The sequence below is a fragment of the Rhodococcus sp. UFZ-B548 genome (assembly GCF_903819475.1).
Classification (GTDB): Bacteria; Actinomycetota; Actinomycetes; order Mycobacteriales; family Mycobacteriaceae; genus Rhodococcus_F; species Rhodococcus_F erythropolis.
Map to the genome: position 1 here is coordinate 17,060 of NZ_CAIJDS010000043.1, position 19,840 is coordinate 36,899.

Here is a 19,840-nt window from a genome sequence, read left to right on the forward strand (position 1 = left end):
CGAAACCGCAAAAGTTTTCCAGAAATGAGCGAGGCGTGATGACAGCCCCCGAAGACACCGTATCCGCGCTCGCGCGTCGCCTCGACGACGCTGCGCAGACTCGCACCGACACCCCGAGCCTCGCCGACGAATACACCATCGACATCGACGAGGCCTACCGGATTCAGAACGAACTCCTCGAACGACGAACCAGCCGTGGCGAATCGATTGTGGGTATCAAGCTCGGCTTCACAAGCCAAGCGAAGATGGCGCAGATGGGTGTCTCCGAAGTGATCGTCGGTCAGTTGACCGACGCGATGTGCGTGAGCAACGGCGGCGAAGTCGACCTGAGGACGTTCATTCATCCCAAGATCGAACCCGAAGTGGCATACCGCCTGTCGAAGGACGTCGATCTCGACGATCCGAACGTCGACATCGAAACCTGCGTCGATGCACTGGCTCCCGCAATGGAGATCATCGACTCGCGCTATCGCGACTTCCGCTTCACCTACACCGACGTCGTCGCTGACAACACCAGCGCTGCCGGGTATGTGATCGGGCGGTGGCTGCCGCTACAGAACGTCGAAGACCGTTCCGTACGTATGGAGGTCGGCGGCGAGACGGTAGTCGGTTCCACGTCGGCCATTCTCGGCGATCCGGCGCGCGCTTTGCATGCACTGCTCGACATCGCCCGCCGACGCCGAATTCCGTTGCGCGCCGGTCAGGTAATTCTGGCCGGTGCCGCCACAGCAGCTGTGCGACTCGACGAGGGCGTCGCACAGTGCACGATCGACGGACTCGGAACCGTCACGGTGAAAGGTGTGAAGCGATGAGTGGGGCGCAGGTCATCGAGAAGCTGGCGAAGCCGCGCGGAAAGTTCCCCCACGTCAAGGTGGTCGGCGATTTCGTCTATGTCTCCGGGACCAGTTCGCGTCGACCCGACAACACGTTTGTCGGCGTCGAGGTCGACGAGATGGGGACGACGGCGCTCGACATTCGGGCGCAGACGCGTGCCGTCATCGAAAACATCGCGGCAATCCTCGCCGAAGTGGGTGGAGAACTCAGTGATCTGGTTCAGGTCACCTCCTACCTGGTGTCGATGAACGACTTCGGTGGATACAACGAGGTGTACGCCGAACTGTTCGACGAAAACGGTCCGACGAGAACGACTGTGGCTGTTCACCAACTGCCCCACCCGCATCTGCTCATCGAAATTTCCGGCGTGGCGTACGTGCCCGCCTCCAAGCGCTCAGCGTCCGAAGATACGGAGAATGCATCATGACCACGATTCCTCCCGTCATCGACTTCAAGAAGTGGATCGACGACAACCGCCACCTGCTGCAGCCGCCTGTCAACAATCAGACGATGGCGCTCGGAGACGACTTCATCGTGCAGGTCGTCGGCGGACCGAACCAGCGGACCGACTACCACCTCGATCCGTACGAGGAGTGGTTCTACCAGCTCGAAGGCGACATCCACGTCAACGTCATGACCGAGGACGGTCCTCAGCGTGTCGACATTCGTGAGGGCGAAACCTGGTTGCTGCCGGGAGACATTCCGCATTCGCCGCAGCGTCCCACGGCGGGCTCCATCGGCCTGGTCATCGAACGCGTCCGCAAGGAAGGCACGCTCGAGAAGTTCCAGTGGTACTGCCTCGAATGCGATCACAAGATTCACGAGGTCGAACTTCAGGTGCGCGACATCGTGGCCGACCTTCCGCCGGTGTTCGTCAAGTTCTACGAGAGCGAAGAAGCCCGCACGTGTGACAAGTGCGGCACGCTCCATCCCGGCAAGGGCTGAGTGATGAGCAACCTGATCGACATCCACACCCACTACGTGCCCAACGGGTGGCCGGATCTGACCGAAGACGCGGGGCCGCAAGCGCCGTGGCTGAAGGTCGAGTCGGAGACCGAAGCCATGATCATGATGGGCACCAAGGAGTTCCGCCGCATCCAGTCCGATGCCTGGGACGCCGAGGTGCGGCTTCGGGACATGGATGCCGACGGCGTGCACACGCAGGTCGTCTCGCCGACGCCGGCATTCTTCAATTACGGCCGAAGCGGCGAGCAGGCAAGTCGCATCGCACGGATCTTCAACGACCTCGCGCTCGAGATCGTGGAGCCGGCGAAGGATCGGTTGATTCCGTTCTGCCAGGTGCCTCTGCAAGACACCGACGCAGCGTGCCGTGAGCTCGAGCGGTGCATCGCGAACGGGCACCGCGGTGTCGAGATCGGCAATCATGTGGGCGATCTGGACCTCGACAGTGAGGGCGTGGTGACGTTTCTCCAGCACTGCGCGTCGCTTGACGTGCCGGTATTCGTGCACCCGTGGGACATGGCCAACTCTCCGCGCCTCGATCGCTGGATGGCGCAGTGGCTCACCGCGATGCCGGCCGAAACGCATCTGTCGATACTCGCGCTGATTCTCGGTGGGGTGTTCGACAAGATCGACGATCGTCTCAAGATCGGATTTGCGCACGGTGGTGGATCTTTCGCGTTCTGGTTGGGCCGGATGGAAAACGCCTGGCACGGCCGCAACGACATCATCGGTACGTCGGAGTTCCCTCCTTCGCATTACCTGGGTAGGTTCTACGTGGATTCCGTCGTCTTCGACGAGCGCGCACTGCGACTGCTGGTGGACACGGTGGGGGTGGACCGTGTGATGGTGGGTAGTGATTACCCGTACCCCTTGGGGGAGCGTCCGGTCGGTGAGGTGGTTCGCAAGAGTGAGTTCTTGGACGATACTGCGCGCCAACTGATTTCGCGGGGGAATGCCGAACGCTTCCTGGGTCTCGTCTGAGACACCGGCTATACCCTTTCCGGTATGGCGGACGGTGAATTCGGCATTTGTGAGTCATGTCTCGAGCGAGCACAATTCCAAACACAACGATCGACGACGCTCGTGATGCCGACAATCCCGAAGACGGGGTCGGTGACTACAGATTTCATCGTCCGCCTGCCCCATCCAATCGATAGGTTCCGCGATGTCAGACAAGATATCCAACAGCACAACGAGTGACGGAAAGCCGTTGCCGGAGAAAGCTGCCCGTAGCCGAGTTGCCATGGCAACTCTGGCCGGCACAACTCTCGAATGGTACGACTTCTTCCTCTACGGCACAGCCGCCGCGCTGATCTTCAACAAACAATTCTTTCCGAGCCTTAGCCCCACGGCCGGCACGCTGGCTGCCTTCAGCACCTTCGCCGTCGGATTCATCGCACGGCCGGTAGGTGGGCTCGTGTTCGGGCACTTCGGTGACCGGATCGGGCGCAAGGCCACACTCGTGGTCTCCCTGGTGATGATGGGCGTCGGGTCCACACTCATCGGCCTCATCCCGAACTACGATTCCATCGGATTCTGGGCGCCCGTCCTCCTGGTGGCCATGCGCGTCGTTCAGGGCATCGGTCTGGGCGGTGAAGGCGCCGGCGCGACACTCATGTCGATGGAGCACGCGCCGGCAGGGCAGAAGAATCGTTATGCAGGTTTCCCGCAGATGGGCACACCCGCCGGACTGGTTCTCGCCAACGGCATCTTCCTGACGACCAACGCCGTGATGTCGGACTCGGCATTCGCTTCGTGGGGTTGGCGAATCCCGTTCCTGCTCAGCTTCGTTCTGGTGGCGATCGGTCTGGTGATTCGCCTGCGCGTCACCGAGTCGCCGTCATTCGCCGGGATCATGGAGAAGGGCGAAATAGTCCGCTTCCCGCTGCGTGAGTCGCTCAAGGTCGGCTTCCCCCGTTTGTCTCTCACGCTTGCCGCGTGCTTGGCGAACTCCGCCGTGGCGTACGCCTTCATGGTGTTCACCCTGTCGTACGGAACTCAACATCTGGGCTACGACAAGCAATTCCTGGTGCTCAGCGTGACCGCGGCCGCAGTCCTGTGGTTCCTTTCCATCCCGTTCTGGACCAAGATCGCTGACAAGTACGGGCGTCGACACATGTTCATCGGCGGATCAGCCGCAATCCTGTTGTGGTGCATCGTGTTCTTCCCGCTACTGAACACCGAGAACAAAGTGGTCGCTGTCATCGCGTTCCTGGGTATGGGTCTGATCGTGCCGGTCACCCACTGCGTTCAGGGCAGCATCATCGCCGATACCTTCCCGGCCAAGGTCCGCTACTCCGGTTCGTCTCTGATCCTTCAGAGTGGTGCGATTCTCGGCGGTGGACTGGCGCCGATGATCGCCACCGCACTGCTGGACGCCACCGGGTCTTCGGTAGGCGTCACCTGGTACCTCGCCTCGATATGCACTATCAGCCTGGTCGGCGCCATCGCACTGTTCAAGATTGTCCCCGATTCGTCGCGGGGCTTGGAGCACGAGGAGATTCGCGTCTCCGAAAACGCCTGAGTACTGGATTGATCCGACATCGGCCCGTTCCCCCTCGCGGGGAACGGGCCGATCGGCGTTTCACGGTCGCATGAGCTCAGCTGCAAAGGACTCCAGCGTCGCGATCAGGGCCTGCGCGGACGGGCTCGACGTGCGAGTCGCCGAGGAAGTGATGCCGACGCTGTGCCCGATCGGATCGAGTGTGATGGACAGGGTGGTCAAGCGCGCGTCGTCGCGGGGGATGAGGCTCGGTAGGACCGCGATCATGTCGGTCTCGACCAGCAGCTGGCGCACGGTGAGGAAAGAGGTTGCCTCGACGCGGTTTTCGGGCAACGGCAGGCTGTTGCGGGCGAAGAACTCCTCGAGCTCGCGGCGGAGCACTGTCTCGACCCCGGGAAGGATCCAGGGGAAGCCGCGTAGTTCTTCGAGTTGGACGTCCTCGCGGTGAGCGAGCGGGTGATCCACGCGGGTGACGAGTTCGACGGACTCCGCGTAGAGGTTCCGTCTTATCGCGGTGTCATCGGTAGGTGAGGTGAGCCGGCCGACGATCAGATCGATTCGGCCCGCTTCCAGATCGGTGAGCAACTGTTCGGGCGTGCCTTCGCGCACGATGACGGTGAGCAGCGGGTGGTGAACCTTCAGGCGCGCGATAGCGCCGGGAAGCAGCACGTTGGATCCGGCGAGATGTGTTCCCACGATGACGGTTCCGCGGTTGGCGTCGGCAAGTTCGACGACGTGCCGCCCGGCTTCGGTCAGCTGCGCGATCACGGCCCGCGCATGAGTTGTGAAGGCCTCGCCGAAAATGGTCGGGGTGATTCCGCGTGGGCCGCGGTCGAAGAGCGAGACACCGAGAATGGACTCGATGTCGTGCAGACTGCGGGTCGCGACGGGTTGTGTGATGTGAAGTGCGGCAGCGGCGCCGACCACGCTGCCCTGACGGCTCAATGCGTCGACGAGCAGGAGATGGCGGAGTTTTAGTCGCCCGTCGAGGAGCTTGGGCATGTCCATGGAGCAATCCTAGACGGGATTGCCGCGAGTGGGTAGGCGCCCGAAGTTGCTCAGAAGAAGGTGATTCCGATCGGTTGGGCCGAGGTGTACTTCTCCCAGGTTTCGCTGCTGTCCGGACTTCCCGTGTGCGCAAACGACGTCCAGTGCCGGCGTATCCGACGGCCCAGTGCGTCGATGCTCTGCCAGTCGCTGCTGCCCAGCATCGGTGAGCTCTTCCAGGACTGGTCGGTTCCCAACATGAAGGGCAGTTCGATGCAGTGAGTGGCTCCGAAGACGTCGTCCGTCGGTGCCCAGTCGAAGCGATACGTGTACACCGACGCGCCGGCCGCTGTGAAGGCGTCGGCCAGCTCCATCGCAGGTTCGGCAAACATGTTCTGTGTCAGTGCTTTTTCGGCGACGCGTTCGGGATCGGGTACTCCCGCTACGTCGCGCACGAAAGCGGATCCCTCGTCGCGGGTGTATCCCACGATGACGTCAGGCGCTGTTTCGAAAGTTCGGATCACGGGATCCAGTTCGGAAATCGGTGCGAAGGGCGGTTGCACGACGTTAGGGGACCGCCGGCTGAACTCGATTGCGGTGCTGCGGAATGCGTCGAGAATGCGGGAGAGTGGCGCGGTCCGAGGATCTCCGTCGAGCAGTCGGGCAAATGCTTCACCGTTCTCGATCGCGGCAGCCTGCGTGAAATTGAGGTCCGGCCGTGGGGTGCTCTGCAGAATTGCTCGATGGAAAAGAGTTCGAGAGTTGTTACTGCTCAACAGATTCACAATCGAATGAGCGCCGGCCGACTGCCCGAACACGGTGACCGAGTCTGGGTCGCCGCCGAATGCCTCGACGTTCTCGCGCACCCACTCGAGCGCTGCGATCTGATCGTGGACCCCGAGATTGCCTTCGCTCACGCCGTCGAGGAGGAGATATCCGAGCACGCCGACGCGGTAGTTGACCGACACCACGACGACGTCGCCCTCGGCTGACAAAGCGCCGCCGTCGTACCAGGGGAGGGAGCCGCCGCCACTGGAGTAGCCGCCACCGTGAAGCCAGACCATCACCGGGCGATGACCGGTCAGCGACGGGGTTGTGACGGTGACGGTGAAGCTGTCCTCGCTCTGCTCCGGTTCGGGGAGCGGTGGCCCCATGATGCGCTCGAGCCGTGAAGGTGGTTGGGGGAAGACCGTTCCAAGCGCTGTGGCGTCGAAGACGTCGGAGAACGGTTCCGCCGGCCGCGGCTTCTCGAAGCGCGGTGCGCGGGCGTAGGGGATCGCACCGAAGTAGTAGGAACCGTCACGCTTTAGGCCGCGGATCTTCCCCGAAGCTGTGGATGCGATCACCGTCTCGGACGAGGGCATGGGTTCCTTTCCTCTTGTGCATACCTTTTCGAGCATGCCAGGTGCATGCCGCGGCACAAATGCCTTTGTGGTCGTGCGGTATGCGTTACGGCTGGAGTGCCTGTACCAGTCGATCTTCGAGTCGCGTCGTCACTCGGCTGTATAAGGCACCGTCGTCCAGGGCTCGGGACATCACTATTGCGCCTTGGATTCCGGCCACGGCTTCTTCGGCGAGTCCGGTGGAATCTTCGGCTCCCACGAGTGCCGCCTCGAGCGCCGCGGTCCATTCGTCGAAGTAGGTTCGCACCTTGGCCCCGAAGCGGTTTCGCTCTTCACCGAGTGCAAATGCGCCGAACAGGCAAATGCGTTGCCCTGACCGAAAGTAGTCGGCGACGGTAGCGAACATGCTCTCGATGCGCTGCCGTGGTGGAACCGACTCTGCTCGAAGCGGTTCGAAGACTTCGGTGCGAAACCATCCGTCGACCTCGTCGAGTACGGCCTCGGCCATCTCTTCCTTCCCTCGCGGAAAGAAGTTGTAGAGACTGCCTTTGCCCAAACCGGTGTGTTCGGTGATGACGGCCAGGCTTGCTCCGTCGAACCCGTAGGTTCGAAACACGTTCGCGAGGGCGGGGATCGTGTCCGAGCGTTCAGCTACCTGTCTGGCCATGGATTCATCCTTTCATCACAGACCCAACTCACTCAGGCCCGGATGATCGTGCGGGCGTGGTCCGGTCGAATCCCAGAAGAACTTTCGCTCGGACTCCGCGATGGGGACGTCGTTGATGCTGGCATGACGGTGGTGCATGAGGCCGTCCGCGTCGAATTCCCAGTTCTCGTTGCCGTAGGAGCGGAACCACTGCCCGTCGTGATCGTGCCACTCGTACGCGAATCGCACGGCGATGCGGTCGTCGCCGTGTGCCCACAACTCTTTGATCAACCGGTAGTCCAGCTCGCGGGTCCACTTCTCGGTCAGAAGTTCGACGATTTCGGATCGACCGGTGACGAACGTCGACCGATTACGCCACCAACTGTCCGGCGTGTAGGCCAGCGACACCTTGTGTGGATCGCGTGAGTTCCATCCGTCCTCGGCGAGGCGGACCTTCTGGACGGCGGTTTCGTGGGTGAAGGGCGGAATCGGTGCTCGGACGGTCATTACGTGCCCTCTCGATCGGATGTGTACCTATCGGTACATACTTTACCGATAGGTACAACAAGAGTCCGGGGAATGACTTCGGCCGCCCCCACCGAAGTGGGAGCGGCCGAAAGAGTCGAGAAGGAAGAAACTAGCGGGCGCGACGAGCCAGACGCTCGGAATCTGAGATCAGAACGCTCTTGCCTTCGAGGCGCAGCCATCCGCGGTGTGCGAAATCGGCGAGCGCCTTGTTGACGGTCTCGCGGGAAGCGCCGACGAGCTGGGCGATCTCTTCCTGCGTGAGGTCGTGAGTGACGCGCAGGGCGCCACCTTCCTGAGTGCCGAAGCGCTGCGCGAGCTGCAGGAGCGCCTTGGCCACACGGCCGGGAACGTCCGTGAAGATCAGGTCGGCCAGGGTGTTGTTGGTACGACGCAGTCGGCGGGCGAGAACGCGCAGCAGCTGCTCGGCGATCTCGGGGCGCTGCTGGATCCATGCCTTGAGAGCGTCGCGGTCCATGCTCACGGCGCGAACCTCGGTGACGGTCGTAGCCGTCGAGGTGCGGGGGCCGGGGTCGAAGATGGACAGTTCGCCGAACATGTCGGACGGGCCCATGATCGTCAGTAGGTTCTCGCGACCGTCGGGTGAGCGTCGACCGATCTTCACCTTGCCGGACACGATGATGTACAGGCGGTCACCGGGTTCACCTTCGTTGAAGATGACATGTCCACGGGGGAAGTCGACGGGCTGCAGCTGCTTTGTCAGCGCCGCTACCGCTGAGGGCTCGACTCCTTGGAAGATGCCGGCTCTTGCCAGGACGTCGTCCACGTGCGCTCCTTGTTGGGATTTGTTCGTTTGTGGTGTCATTTTTGCGCTAACTATCTTTGTACCCGCGCTGCGCACAAACCGTCGTACACAGGCTCAGCCCTCATGAGTGAGACACTGTGTCCAATGCAATCTGTGTTCAATGCAACAGGTACGGCATCGAAGTCTACGTCCCGATAGCTCGCGACGAGTGATTGATGCCACGTAAGAGCCGAAAATTCTTCCGGAATCCGCTGCGGTGACTACTTTGTATGGCCGTCAACTTGCCCGTTGTGTCCGGATTTCGCCCAGGCTGGCGCTCTCGGGAGCCTCCGACTGACGGCCCTTCCGCTTCCGGTGGAAGCGAGCGAACGCATGGGGAAACCCATCGCTTGCCAGGCGGGCGACGTCGTCGTGACTTGCCTGATCGAGGAAGTCTTCTACTTCGTGCTCTTGAACCGAGAGCCGACGCAATCGCCCTTCGACTCGTTCCATCGCCAGGGCAAAGAGCATCAGCAGTAGCGGAAAGAGAATTACTGCGAGTCCTTGCATAGGGGGAAGTAAACACGTCGAAGGTCTCAGAATCGACACGACGGAGTCTCCACTCATGTCGTATCCGTACAGTTGTCTGAGTGCAGACCACCCCGACAGGCAGTTCAGAGCAGCGGAAGAAACCGCGTTCGGGGGGTGCGCGGAAGGAAGAATCACACCTCGGATTGGTACGCCGGGCGCGTCGGATGAATCGCGAGCTCGCTGTGGCTTTCCCGCACGTGTATTGCGAACTCGACTTCACGACTCCGTTGGAACTGGCAGTGGCGACAATCCTGTCGGCGCAATGCACTGACGTCCGCGTCAACATGGTCACGCCGGCGCTCTTCGCCCGCTATCCCGACGCGAAGGCATACGCGGAAGCCGATCGGACCGAACTCGAGGAGTACATCCGCTCCACCGGCTTCTACCGGAACAAGACGACGTCGTTGATCGGACTCGGTCAGGCGCTACTCGAACGCCACGACGGTCAGGTCCCGAACAAGCTCGAAGATCTGGTGAAACTCCCAGGCATCGGACGCAAGACCGCGAACGTCGTGCTGGGCAATGCCTTCGACATTCCGGGAATCACCGTCGACACCCACTTCGGTCGGCTCGTGCGTCGGTGGAAGTGGACCGAGGAAGAAGATGCCGTCAAGGTGGAACACGCCGTCGGGGCACTGATCGAACGTAAGGAATGGACACTGCTCTCGCACCGCGTGATCTTTCACGGCCGACGGGTCTGCCACGCGCGCAAGCCCGCGTGCGGGGTGTGCGTTCTCGCCAAGGACTGCCCGTCGTACGGACTCGGCCCGACCGACAAAACCGAGGCCGCGGCCCTGGTGAAAGGCCCCGAGACCGACTATCTGCTCGCCCTGGCAGGGTTGTGATCGCCGATGACAAGTGCTGGAAGATGGTCTCTCGCTGCGCTCGTGGTCGTCGCGGCTCTCGTCGTGGCGATCTGGCCGCGTGGGGGAGACGACACGGCGCCCACGTCCACGGGTCCGTCGTCGTCCGCGTATCAGCCGCCGACGTTCACTCCGTCGTCGGAATCGCTCGATCAACTCCGTAGCCAGGCCTCACTGGCTCCCTGTCCGACTCCGACGGGCGAAGCTCCGGCCGGCTCGGCTCTGGCCGGTATCACCCTCGACTGCGTGTCAGACGGTCGGCCCGTCGACCTTGCCGCAGCGGTCGGCGGAAAACCGACTCTGCTCAACTTGTGGGCGTACTGGTGCGCGCCATGCGCCGAAGAGCTTCCGTACCTTCAGGAATTCGCGGAGCGCGCCGAGGGCAGCATCAACGTTCTGACGGTGCATTCGGATCCGAATCAGGAGAACGCTTTGACGCGACTCATCGACTACTCGGTGCGTTTGCCTGGCGTCCAGGACGGTGACGGCAAGGTACGGATCGCAGTGGGCGCACCGCCGGTGCTGCCGGTGTCGGTGCTCGTGCGCGCGGATGGAACAGTCGCCAAGGTCTTGCCTCAACCTTTCCGCAGTGCGGACGAAATCGCCGCCGCTGCGGCGCAATATCTGGGAGTCGTCGTATGAGCACACCGGTTCCCGAGTGGTTGCGAGCTGTCGCCAGCACCGAGCCCACCGATCCACACCGGATCAACCCCGTCCTCGAGCGTCGCGCGCCGCGCGGGACCGTGACGCGTCCGGCCGCGGTGCTCGTGCTCTTCGGCGGACCGCGTGAGGCAGACCCTCTCGCCGTCGGCGGCTTGCCGGAGGGCGCAGACGTGTTGCTGACCCAACGGGCGTCGACGATGCGTCAGCACAGCGGACAGGTCGCATTCCCGGGCGGCGCCGCCGATCCGGGCGACGACGGCCCCATCGGCACCGCGCTGCGTGAAGCGCAGGAGGAGACCGGGCTCGATCCGAGCGGAGTTCAGCCGCTCACCGTGCTGCCGGAGATCTTCATCCCGCCGTCGGGTTTCGACGTGACGCCGGTGCTCGGCTACTGGGAGCAGCCGACGACGGTGGGGATTCAGGACGAGGGCGAGGTCGGACGGGTGGCCAGGGTGCCGCTGCGCACGTTGCTCGACCCCGACAACCGGTTTCAGGTTCGCCATCCCCTCGGATACCAGGGCCCGGCGTTCCGCGCCGACGGCATGCTGGTCTGGGGGTTCACAGCAGGAATCCTCGCGGCGCTGTTCACGGTGTCGGGCTGGGAGATTCCGTGGAACTACGAGGACGTGAGAGACCTGGACACAGCGCTGTCCGAGTTCGGTGAAGGTGTCGAGGATTCGGCGGTGCCGCGATGACAGGTTCTCGTTGGGTGGACATCGCCATCGTTCTGGTCGCCCTCATCGCGGCCACGTCCGGATGGCGTCAGGGTGCGGTGGCGTCGGCGTCGGCGTTTGTCGGCGTGATCCTCGGTGCCGTCGCCGGAATTCTGTTGGCGCCACACCTGCTCGTGCACGTCACCGAAGGCAAGCTGCGCATCCTCGCGGGCATCTCGCTGATCGTGGTGTTGGTCATCATCGGCGAAGTCGCCGGCATGGTGCTCGGACGCGCGGCGCGCAGCGGAATGCACAGTCCGACGGCGCGATCCGTCGACAGCGTCATCGGTGCGGGTCTACAGGCGGTGGCCGTCGTGGTCGCGGCGTGGTTGCTCGCGATTCCGCTCACTTCTTCGTCGCAGCCGAATATTGCCGCCGCTGTTCGTGGTTCGGATGTTCTCGCCAGCGTGGACGAACTGGCGCCGCAGTGGCTGCGCCGCATCCCGACGGAGTTTTCGGCGTTGCTCGACACCTCCGGCCTGCCGGACGTCATCGGCCCGTTCGGGCGTACGCCCATCACCGAGGTCGAAGCACCCGACGCGAGCGTTCTGGCCAGTCCGTTGGCGGCGCAGTTGCGTCCGAGTGTTCTACGCATCAACGGTGTCGCACCGAGTTGCCAGCGCGCGCTCGAGGGATCCGGATTCATCGTCGCTCCCGAACGCGTCATGACCAACGCACACGTGGTTGCCGGAACAGAGAGCATCACGGTGGACACCATGGAGGGCGCGCTGCCCGCGCAGGTGGTTCTCTTCGACTCCGCCGTCGACATCGCGATTCTGGCGGTTCCCGGACTGGACGCACCGGTGCTGCCGTTTGCTCCGGAGCAGGCTCAGACCGGCGACAACGCGTTGGTGCTCGGTTACCCCGGCGGCGGTCCGTACACGGCCAGCGCAGCCCGCGTTCGTGAGGTCCTGAACCTGAACGGACCGGACATCTACAAGGCCGGAACCACTCAACGTGAGGTCTACACCGTCCGCGGATCCATCAGGCAGGGCAACTCTGGTGGGCCGATGGTCGACGATCAGGGGCGCGTCCTCGGCGTCGTGTTCGGTGCCGCCGTCGACGACAGCGACACCGGATTCGTCCTCACCGCCCAGGAAGTATCGCGCCAGTTGAACGCGGCTGCCTCGGCGTCGACGCCGGTGCCGACAGGCGCCTGCATTCTGTAGCGGTCACTTCTCCGTAAGGAGGAAGTCCTCGAGTTCGCGGTTGACGCGCTCGGGGGCTTCCTGATGCGCGTAGTGACCAACTCCGGCAATGGTGCGCAGTTTCTCGCCGGGAGCCCAATGCTTGTCGCGCCGCACGGTACGGGTGAGCACGTACGGGTCGAGTTCGCCGTGAATCTGGACGATCGGAATGCGAAGAACCTGATCCATCAAACGCATGAAACGACGACCCTCGGGCCGAAGCTGGCTGCGGAAGGCCCAGCGCTGGTACTCCAGCGTGGAATGCGCGACGCCCGGGATCCGGATCGCGGCCCGCATCTTGGTCATCACGTCCGCGAACTCGGGTTGCTGCGGCCAGGTGGGGCCGGACCGCGAGCGAACCAGACGCTCCACCTCGGCGCCGTTGTCGGCCGTCAACCGACGTTCCGGGCGTAGCGGTACCTGATAGGCCAGGAAAGAGGGCAAAAGCGCGCGGCGCTGATATGGGTCGCGCACGACTGCTTTCTTGAGTGCCATCGGGTGTGGCGACGAGATCAACGCGATCGACCGCACCAGGCGTGGATGCAGGAGCGCGGTCGCCCAGCACACCAACCCGCCGTCGGCATGACCGATCAGCGTGGCCTTGCCGTAACCCATCGCACGAATGAGACCGGCTACGTCACCGGCGAGCGTCCAACCGTCGTAGCCGCGAGGGGGCTTGTCGGAATCGCCGTACCCACGAAGATCCATGGCGACGACGCGGAATCCCTGCTCCGACAGTGCCGTCAACTGATGGCGCCAGGACCACCAGAAATCGGCGAATCCGTGCAACAGGACCACCAACGGAGCATCCGGCTCCGCGTCGCCTACCTCGACGACGTGAAACCGGATGCCGTTGGCGTGAATGTCCCGGTGAATCCAGGGGCCGTCGAACCTGACGGTGGATGGATCTGGGGCTGCCACTTTCGATCAGACTCGCTACCGGCGCGCGTTGAAATCGACAGACGGCTTTGCGTCGTCATGGCTGCCGGGAAGGACGTTCTTGGCCTGCTTGAGCGATTCGATCGTCTTCTCCGGAGCCCTCAGCTTGCGCACACGCAGATAACCGAGCAGCGCCAGAATCGCGGTGGTCACCACCATGATCAGGAAGACGATGAGGAACGCCAGCCAGCGCGGCACCCAGGTATCGAGCATCTCGGCCAGGAAGAAAAAGAAGAAGAACGAGCTGAACAGCAGAACCGTGAAGGCCAGGATGAAGAAGACACTGCCCTGCAGACCCTTCTTGACCTCGCCCGTGACCTCGGCCTTGGCAAGTTCAACCTCGGCGCGCACGAGGGTGGAGACCTGTGCGGTCGCGTCCTTGACGAGGGCCCCGATGGTGGCCTCACCCGGCGTGCGGGCGTCCACATCGGTGAGAGGGATGGACGAGACCGTGTTCGGTACTCCATCTCCGGTGAAGCGCTGGCTCTCTCCGTTGGTCAAGCTCACTTGTCGACCTCTCCAGGTAGTTCTCTCGCGTCCGTGGCAATGGCGGTGGAAGCGTCGTCTCGAGCCGCATGAACTCGTCCACGTCGCCACAGCAGCGCTGATCCGATCAGCGATGCCACCAACGATGTCACGAGAACTGCGGCCTTCGCTATCTCGGCCTCGCTGCCATCGCCGACCCCGTCCAATGCGAGGTCTGCTACAAGCAGGCTAACGGTGAACCCGATGCCACCGAGAACTGAGAGGGCAAACATGTCTCTCAATTCCAGTGTCTTGGGCTTGGTGGCTATGCCCAATTTGATCGCGAGCAGGGAAATTCCGAAGATTCCGACGGTCTTTCCGACCAGAAGGCCGACGACAACCGATTGCCCGACGGGGTCGGTGAAAATGTCGCCGAGTACCGCGGCGTTGATCGGAACACCGGAGGCGAACAGTGCGAACACGGGGACGCAGAAGCCTGCGGAGTACGGCTGAATGCGGTGCTCGAGGCGGCTGCCCGGCGCGTATTCCTCGTCCGGATCGCGCCTGACACGGGTGAGTAGGCCGAGCGCGACGCCCGCGAGTGTGGCGTGTATCCCCGCTTCGTGCATCGCGTACCAGGTCAGTAGTGCCAGCGGGACGTAGAGGAACGGCGTCGTGATGCGCTTGTGCTGGGCGTAGGCGTAGACAGCGAGGGCTGCGGCCGCGGTCAGCAGCCACAACATCGCGAGGGAGCCGGTGAACAGTACGGCGATGAGGATGATGGCGAGCAGATCGTCGACGACGGCCAGGCTGAGCAGGAAGACTCGGGCGCTTGCGGGGATCTTCGATCCGGTAAGAGCGAGCACGCCGAGGGCAAAAGCGATGTCCGTCGCGACGGGAATGGCCCAGCCCTTGTCCATACCTGGAGTGCCGAAGCCGATGGACGCCGCGATGATCGCGGGGACCAGGACGCCGCCGCACGCCGCGATGATCGGGAGCATCGCGGCTTTGCGGTCCGCGAGCTCGCCGACCACCAGTTCGCGTTTGAGTTCGAGGCCGGCGACGAAGAAGAAGACGGCAAGCAGTCCGTCTTGCGCCCAGGTGCCAAGGCTGAGGTCCAGATGGAGTGCAGACGGGCCGATCTGGAAGTCGCGCAGTGCGATGTAGCTCTCACCGAAAGGTGAGTTCACCCAGATCAGAGCGACGGCAGCGGCGATGAGCAGTATCGATCCGCCCACCGTTTCGGTGCGGAGATAGCGGGACAGTTCGGAACGCAAAGTGGAGATCACGCGTGGGGACGACCTTTGTTCGTGCACCCGAGTTCGGATGCAACAGACATGAACGTGATCGACGTTGTAAAGCATCGAATGCACGTGCCGACCAGACTTCCCGGCTCACCTTTACGGGATTTTATCGCGGATTGCTCGCTGAGCCGAATTAGCGAACCGAATTTGCGCCGGAAAACCCCGCGGGTGTTCAATTCCTACTGATTGGGACACCATCCCACCAATTGGACAATTTTCGTATAACGGCGCAGGAGCATGTTTTGAGCACGTCAGTCAGTGAGAACCCACCCAAGCCGGAGGGCGGCGACGCAGATACCGTCGCCGGAGTGCCGCGCAGCCGAATCGTGGTTGCCAGCATGGTGGGTACGTCCATCGAGTTCTACGACTTCTACATCTATGCAACAGCGGCAGTATCGGTGTTCCCGCACCTGTTCTTCCCGAAGGGCAACGACACCACCGCGCTTCTCGCGTCGTTGGCGACGTTCGGACTCGCGTTTGTCGCCCGTCCCCTCGGCTCGATTCTCTTCGGACACTTCGGTGACCGCGTCGGACGCAAGGCAACTCTGGTCGGCTCGCTGCTGACGATGGGCATCGCGACCTTCCTCATCGGACTGCTGCCCACTTATCACCAGATCGGTCTACTGGCCCCGGCGCTGTTGGCGCTCATGCGTTTCTGCCAGGGCCTCGGACTCGGCGGCGAATGGTCTGGCGCGGCTCTGCTCGCGACCGAGACGGCCAAGGAAGGCAAGCGGGCCTGGGCGGCGATGTGGCCGCAGCTCGGTGCACCCATCGGCTTCTTCATGGCCAACGGACTGTTCCTGATCATCACGTTGTTCATGAACCACGACAATTCCAGCCCGGACCTCGAAGGTGCCTTCCTGAGCTGGGGGTGGCGAATTCCGTTCCTGCTCAGCGCAATCATGGTGATGATCGGCCTGTACGTCAGGCTCAAGCTCGAAGAGACCCCGGTGTTCGCGCGCGCAGTCGAGCGCGGCGAGAAGGTCAAGACCCCGGTCGCCGAGGTATTCAAGACCAGCTGGCGTCAGCTGATCATCGGTACGTTCGTGATGCTCGCGACGTACACGCTCTTCTACATCATGACCACCTGGGTGCTCAGCCACGGAACCGGCAAGACGGCGGCCGACGGCGGAACTGGCGCCGGCTTCAAGTACACCGATTTCCTTGTTCTGCAGCTCATCGCAGTCGTGTTCTTCGCTGCTGCCGTGCCGGTCTCGGGTTGGCTTGCGGACCGTTACGGGCGTCGCATCACGCTGCTAATCATCACCGGCCTGATCATGGTGTTCGGCTTGACCTTCGGCGTGTTCCTCGAACCGGACGGAATGAACGACGGTCGTATGTTGGCGTTCCTCATCGTGGGCATGCTGCTCATGGGCCTGACCTTTGGGCCGATGAGTGCCGTTCTCCCGGAACTCTTCCCGACCAACGTCCGCTACACGGGCTCGGGAATCGCGTACAACACCGCCAGCATTCTGGGCGCTGCGGTGGCGCCGTTCATCGCCGTCTACCTCGCGAAGAACTACGGCGTCGGCTGGGTCGGCATCTACCTCCTCGTGGCGGCGACGCTGACTTTTGTTGCGCTGCTGGTCATGCGCGAGACAAAGGGTGAGTCGCTAGACGATGTAGGGGCATAACCCTGCTGTGCGCCTTTATTAACCCCCGGCGGTTAATAAAGGCGCACAGCAGTGGTCAGGGAAGCTGAGCAGGCAGGACGTGCTCACCGGTCTTGTCGGTGCTCAAGGCCAAGGAACTGATGTACTGCTTCTCGCCGTTGGGGCCGGGAACGTTCGACGCGAGCATGTCGGGTCGCTCGAACTCGATTCCGCTGACGCAGCACAGAAGCGTTTCACCCGAGGGGTTCCCGTACTCGTCGAACATCGGCAGGTCGATGCCGTCGTCGGTGCGTCGTAGGTAGTACTTGCCCTTGGTGGCGACGGCGAGGACCGGCGGCATCACCAGTGCGATGACGATCGCGACGATCGGGGAGAACGGCTTGATCGCCGAACCGAATGCGCCGAAGAACACCAGGATCGAAATGCCCGCGGCCAGCAGCATCGACACGAAGCCGACAGGGTTGACGTCGTAGAGCATCCCGCGTCGGAACTCGGGGACCTTCGGGGAGAGCTTCAACCAGTACTTGTTGATCGCGATGTCGGAGGCGACGACCACGACCCAGGCGATACCGCAGTTGGCGTAGAAGCCCAGGATCGTGTTGAGGAAGTCGAACATGTTGGCTTCCATCAAGATCAGTGCGATCGCCAGGTTGACCAGAACGAAGATCATGCGTCCCGGGTAGGTCTTGGTGACGCGGGTGTACGAGTTGGTCCAGGCCAGTGAGCCGGAGTACGCGTTGGTGACGTTGATCTTGATCTGGCTGATGACCACGAGGATCACGGCAAGGGTCATGGCCAGCCAGTGCGGCATCATGTCCTGGTAGATCTCGAGAAACTGGTGCACGGGCTGGTTTGCGATCGAAGATCCGTCGACGACGTTCGCGATGATGTACACAGCGAGGAACAGTCCGACGATCTGCTTGAACGCGCCGAAGATGACCCAGCCGGGCCCCGCGAGAATTACTGCAGCCCACCAACGACGGGTGTTCTCCGGCGTCTTGGGCGGCATGAAGCGTAGGTAGTCGATCTGCTCGGCGATCTGTGCGATCAGCGACAGGCAGACACCCGCGGCCAGCATCACCGATCCGAAGTTGACGCCCTTGCCGTTTGCGCCGTCCTCACCGCCGAAGGCGAAGAACGCGCTCACCGAATCTGGGTGCTTGAACAGCAGATACAGGAACGGCAGCACCATCATGACGAGCCACAGAGGCGTCGTCCACACTTGGAGCTTTGCCAGAGCCTTCATTCCGTAGATGACCAGTGGAATGACCATCAGGGTCGAGACCGCGTAGCCGATCGAGAGTGGGATCCCGAGCCCCAGTTTCAAACCCTGGGCCATGATGGAACCTTCGAGCGCGAAGAAGATGAAGGTGAACGTCGCGAAGATGACGTTGGTGACCACCGAGCCGTAGTAGCCGAAACCGCTTCCGCGCGTGATCAAATCGAGGTCGATGTTGTATCGCGCGGCGTAGTAGGCGAGTGGGAAGCCGGTGGCCATGATGACGACGGCAAACACGGCGATGCCCAGCAATGCGTTACCGGTGCCGTACGAGATGCCGATGTTGGCGCCGATCGAGAAGTCTGCGAGATACGCGATTCCGCCGAGTGCGGAGGTCGCGACGACGCCGGTTCCCCATTTGCGGTAGCTGCGTGGCGCAAATCGGAGGGTGTAGTCCTCCAGAGTCTCCTTCAGTGCGGCGTTCTCACCGAGATCTGCCCTGTCCGGTGCGCCGGCGGACACCTGCTCGTTCACTGCTGTCATGACGTCACTTCCCCTGGGTGCCTGTGCATGTGCACTTTGTGGTGCAGGCACCCAACCTAGGGAGGTGGCGTTACGCGGACATGTTTGAAATGTGTCGCCCACGTTGCGGATTCGATCCGCAACGTGAGCGAGCACTCATGGGACTTTCTTTACCTGTATCTGATCACCAACTGCCCGCGCCTGCAAGGCGAGTGGCTGCGTCCCGACTGGTCGTAGGTCGAGAACGGCGGTGGCCACCGGGTCGGCCAAGACGTTTCGGATGGTCCGACGCAGGCCACGTGCTCCGTACACCGGATCGAATCCGCGCCGTTGCAACAGAGCGACGGCGCTGTCGTCCACGTCGACGTCGACGCCTCTCCTGGCCAACCGAGTCGTGATCAGTTCGATCTCGAGCCGGGTCACTTGTTCCGCGGTCTGTTCGTCGAACTCGTCGAGGATCACGGTTTCGTCGATGCGGTTGAAGAACTCGGGGTCGAAGAACTTCTCGAGAGCGCGCTGCACCAAGTGGTGACCATGGTGTGGTCGATCGATCCGGACGCGATCGGCGAGCTGCCGCACCCGGGACCGTCGACGTTCCGCCACCGCAGCAGAACCGAGATTCGAGGTCAGGAACACATAGCTGTTGCGGAACGAGATCTTCTGCTGACCGTTCGCCAACCGGAGTTCGCCGTTGTCGAGGACCTGCAGGAGCGCACGTAGAACGGTGGGGTCGGCCTTCTCCACTTCGTCGAACAGGACGATTCCGGGGGTGTACGGATCGCCCTCGACGGTGTTCTTGTCGAACAGTGTGAAGGACTCCTTGCTGCCGGCGTACCCAGGCGGTGCCCCGGAGAACGACGCCGCATAATGCTCTTGAGCAAGAGCATTCATGTCGATGCGGCACAGATCGTCGGGCCCGGACCGTAGTTCCGCGGCCACGCGCCGCACCAACTCCGTCTTGCCGACGCCGGTGGGGCCGACCAGAAGGATGTTGGCGAGCGGACGCGTCGGATCCGTGGCACCGACATGCGCGATCGAAATCGCCCGAACCACTGCGTCGACGGCGGCCTGTTGTCCGACGATCTTGGAACTCAGGGCTTTCGAGAGCTTGCGAGCGTCGAAGGCCCCGACCGGTACGGGTTCGGATCGTTCCTCGGCTGGTGGTGGTGCTGCACTGTTCCGGTCATGGAGCATGTCGGTGATATACGGCACAGC

Annotated in this window: 21 protein-coding genes; 10 read left to right on the forward strand and 11 right to left on the reverse strand. The window is 62.6% G+C overall.

What is annotated here, in order from left to right; all coding sequences use genetic code 11:
* Positions 1-38: 38 nt before the first annotated feature.
* From H7C86_RS27455 to H7C86_RS27475, 5 genes are all read left to right on the forward strand, one after another.
* Entirely contained in the window at positions 39-812 is a 774-nt protein-coding gene (locus tag H7C86_RS27455; protein WP_042950503.1) for a 2-keto-4-pentenoate hydratase, read from the forward strand.
* The gene (locus tag H7C86_RS27460; protein ID WP_019746612.1) at positions 809-1,261 is read left to right on the forward strand and encodes a RidA family protein; all 453 of its coding nucleotides are present in this window, start codon (positions 809-811) and stop codon (positions 1,259-1,261) included. The genes H7C86_RS27455 and H7C86_RS27460 overlap by 4 nt, the downstream gene beginning before the upstream one ends.
* Positions 1,258-1,779 carry a 3-hydroxyanthranilate 3,4-dioxygenase gene (locus H7C86_RS27465; protein ID WP_003943511.1) on the forward strand — a complete coding sequence of 174 codons (522 nt, stop codon included), beginning with the start codon at positions 1,258-1,260 and terminating at the stop codon, positions 1,777-1,779. Before H7C86_RS27460 ends, H7C86_RS27465 begins: the two co-directional genes overlap by 4 nt.
* Before the next feature lie 3 nt (positions 1,780-1,782).
* The gene (locus H7C86_RS27470; RefSeq protein ID WP_020968257.1) at positions 1,783-2,778 is read left to right on the forward strand and encodes an amidohydrolase family protein; all 996 of its coding nucleotides are present in this window, start codon (positions 1,783-1,785) and stop codon (positions 2,776-2,778) included.
* A 184-nt stretch (positions 2,779-2,962) separates the two neighbouring features.
* Entirely contained in the window at positions 2,963-4,321 is a 1,359-nt protein-coding gene (locus H7C86_RS27475) for an MFS transporter (RefSeq protein WP_019746615.1), read from the forward strand.
* A gap of 60 nt (positions 4,322-4,381) precedes the next feature.
* On the opposite strand, the gene H7C86_RS27480 is transcribed toward H7C86_RS27475, so the two are convergent.
* The 6 genes from H7C86_RS27480 to H7C86_RS27505 all read right to left on the reverse strand — a co-directional run bounded on the left by H7C86_RS27480 (position 4,382) and on the right by H7C86_RS27505 (position 9,116).
* A complete protein-coding gene (locus tag H7C86_RS27480; RefSeq protein WP_019746616.1) occupies positions 4,382-5,308 on the reverse strand; it encodes a LysR substrate-binding domain-containing protein in 927 nt (308 codons plus the stop codon).
* Between the two features lie 50 nt (positions 5,309-5,358).
* Positions 5,359-6,651 carry a carboxylesterase family protein gene (locus H7C86_RS27485; protein WP_182262611.1) on the reverse strand — a complete coding sequence of 431 codons (1,293 nt, stop codon included), beginning with the start codon at positions 6,649-6,651 and terminating at the stop codon, positions 5,359-5,361.
* Between the two features lie 85 nt (positions 6,652-6,736).
* Positions 6,737-7,297: a TetR/AcrR family transcriptional regulator gene (locus H7C86_RS27490; protein ID WP_182262612.1), complete on the reverse strand. Its 561-nt coding sequence runs from the start codon at positions 7,295-7,297 to the stop codon at positions 6,737-6,739.
* A 15-nt stretch (positions 7,298-7,312) separates the two neighbouring features.
* Positions 7,313-7,783 (reverse strand): nuclear transport factor 2 family protein, encoded by a 471-nt coding sequence (locus H7C86_RS27495; RefSeq protein ID WP_019746619.1) that lies wholly within the window; start codon positions 7,781-7,783, stop codon positions 7,313-7,315.
* 130 nt (positions 7,784-7,913) lie between these two features.
* Positions 7,914-8,588 (reverse strand): Crp/Fnr family transcriptional regulator, encoded by a 675-nt coding sequence (locus tag H7C86_RS27500; protein WP_003943506.1) that lies wholly within the window; start codon positions 8,586-8,588, stop codon positions 7,914-7,916.
* A 255-nt stretch (positions 8,589-8,843) separates the two neighbouring features.
* Positions 8,844-9,116 (reverse strand): hypothetical protein, encoded by a 273-nt coding sequence (locus H7C86_RS27505; RefSeq protein WP_019746620.1) that lies wholly within the window; start codon positions 9,114-9,116, stop codon positions 8,844-8,846.
* Between the two features lie 80 nt (positions 9,117-9,196).
* Between H7C86_RS27505 and nth the strand changes: the two genes are divergently transcribed.
* Genes nth through H7C86_RS27525 form a run of 4 tightly spaced genes read left to right on the forward strand, consistent with a single transcriptional unit; the run spans position 9,197 to position 12,545 of the window.
* Positions 9,197-9,982, forward strand: a complete 786-nt coding sequence (gene nth, locus H7C86_RS27510; protein WP_031332770.1) for an endonuclease III — start codon at positions 9,197-9,199, stop codon at positions 9,980-9,982.
* Between the two features lie 6 nt (positions 9,983-9,988).
* Positions 9,989-10,642, forward strand: a complete 654-nt coding sequence (locus tag H7C86_RS27515) for a TlpA disulfide reductase family protein (protein ID WP_019746621.1) — start codon at positions 9,989-9,991, stop codon at positions 10,640-10,642.
* Positions 10,639-11,358 (forward strand): CoA pyrophosphatase, encoded by a 720-nt coding sequence (locus tag H7C86_RS27520; RefSeq protein WP_019746622.1) that lies wholly within the window; start codon positions 10,639-10,641, stop codon positions 11,356-11,358. Before H7C86_RS27515 ends, H7C86_RS27520 begins: the two co-directional genes overlap by 4 nt.
* Positions 11,355-12,545 carry a MarP family serine protease gene (locus H7C86_RS27525; RefSeq protein ID WP_182262613.1) on the forward strand — a complete coding sequence of 397 codons (1,191 nt, stop codon included), beginning with the start codon at positions 11,355-11,357 and terminating at the stop codon, positions 12,543-12,545. The genes H7C86_RS27520 and H7C86_RS27525 overlap by 4 nt, the downstream gene beginning before the upstream one ends.
* 3 nt (positions 12,546-12,548) lie before the next feature.
* Here the strand turns inward: H7C86_RS27525 and H7C86_RS27530 are convergent, their stop codons facing one another.
* The 3 genes from H7C86_RS27530 to nhaA are packed head-to-tail and all read right to left on the reverse strand — an operon-like array spanning position 12,549 to position 15,340.
* Positions 12,549-13,484: an alpha/beta fold hydrolase gene (locus tag H7C86_RS27530; protein WP_019746624.1), complete on the reverse strand. Its 936-nt coding sequence runs from the start codon at positions 13,482-13,484 to the stop codon at positions 12,549-12,551.
* Positions 13,485-13,499: 15 nt separating this feature from the next.
* The gene (locus H7C86_RS27535; RefSeq protein ID WP_019746625.1) at positions 13,500-14,009 is read right to left on the reverse strand and encodes a phage holin family protein; all 510 of its coding nucleotides are present in this window, start codon (positions 14,007-14,009) and stop codon (positions 13,500-13,502) included.
* Positions 14,006-15,340: a Na+/H+ antiporter NhaA gene (gene nhaA, locus H7C86_RS27540; protein ID WP_019746626.1), complete on the reverse strand. Its 1,335-nt coding sequence runs from the start codon at positions 15,338-15,340 to the stop codon at positions 14,006-14,008. Before nhaA ends, H7C86_RS27535 begins: the two co-directional genes overlap by 4 nt.
* 173 nt (positions 15,341-15,513) lie before the next feature.
* On the opposite strand from nhaA, the gene H7C86_RS27545 reads away from it, so the two are divergent.
* Complete coding sequence (locus H7C86_RS27545) at positions 15,514-16,905, forward strand: MFS transporter (RefSeq protein WP_020968263.1); 1,392 nt, start codon at positions 15,514-15,516, stop codon at positions 16,903-16,905.
* A 55-nt stretch (positions 16,906-16,960) separates the two neighbouring features.
* Here the strand turns inward: H7C86_RS27545 and H7C86_RS27550 are convergent, their stop codons facing one another.
* Together H7C86_RS27550 and H7C86_RS27555 are read right to left on the reverse strand one after the other, a co-directional pair.
* Positions 16,961-18,646: a cytosine permease gene (locus tag H7C86_RS27550; protein WP_019746628.1), complete on the reverse strand. Its 1,686-nt coding sequence runs from the start codon at positions 18,644-18,646 to the stop codon at positions 16,961-16,963.
* A gap of 135 nt (positions 18,647-18,781) precedes the next feature.
* Positions 18,782-19,837 carry an AAA family ATPase gene (locus tag H7C86_RS27555; protein WP_182262614.1) on the reverse strand — a complete coding sequence of 352 codons (1,056 nt, stop codon included), beginning with the start codon at positions 19,835-19,837 and terminating at the stop codon, positions 18,782-18,784.
* Positions 19,838-19,840: the final 3 nt, after the last annotated feature.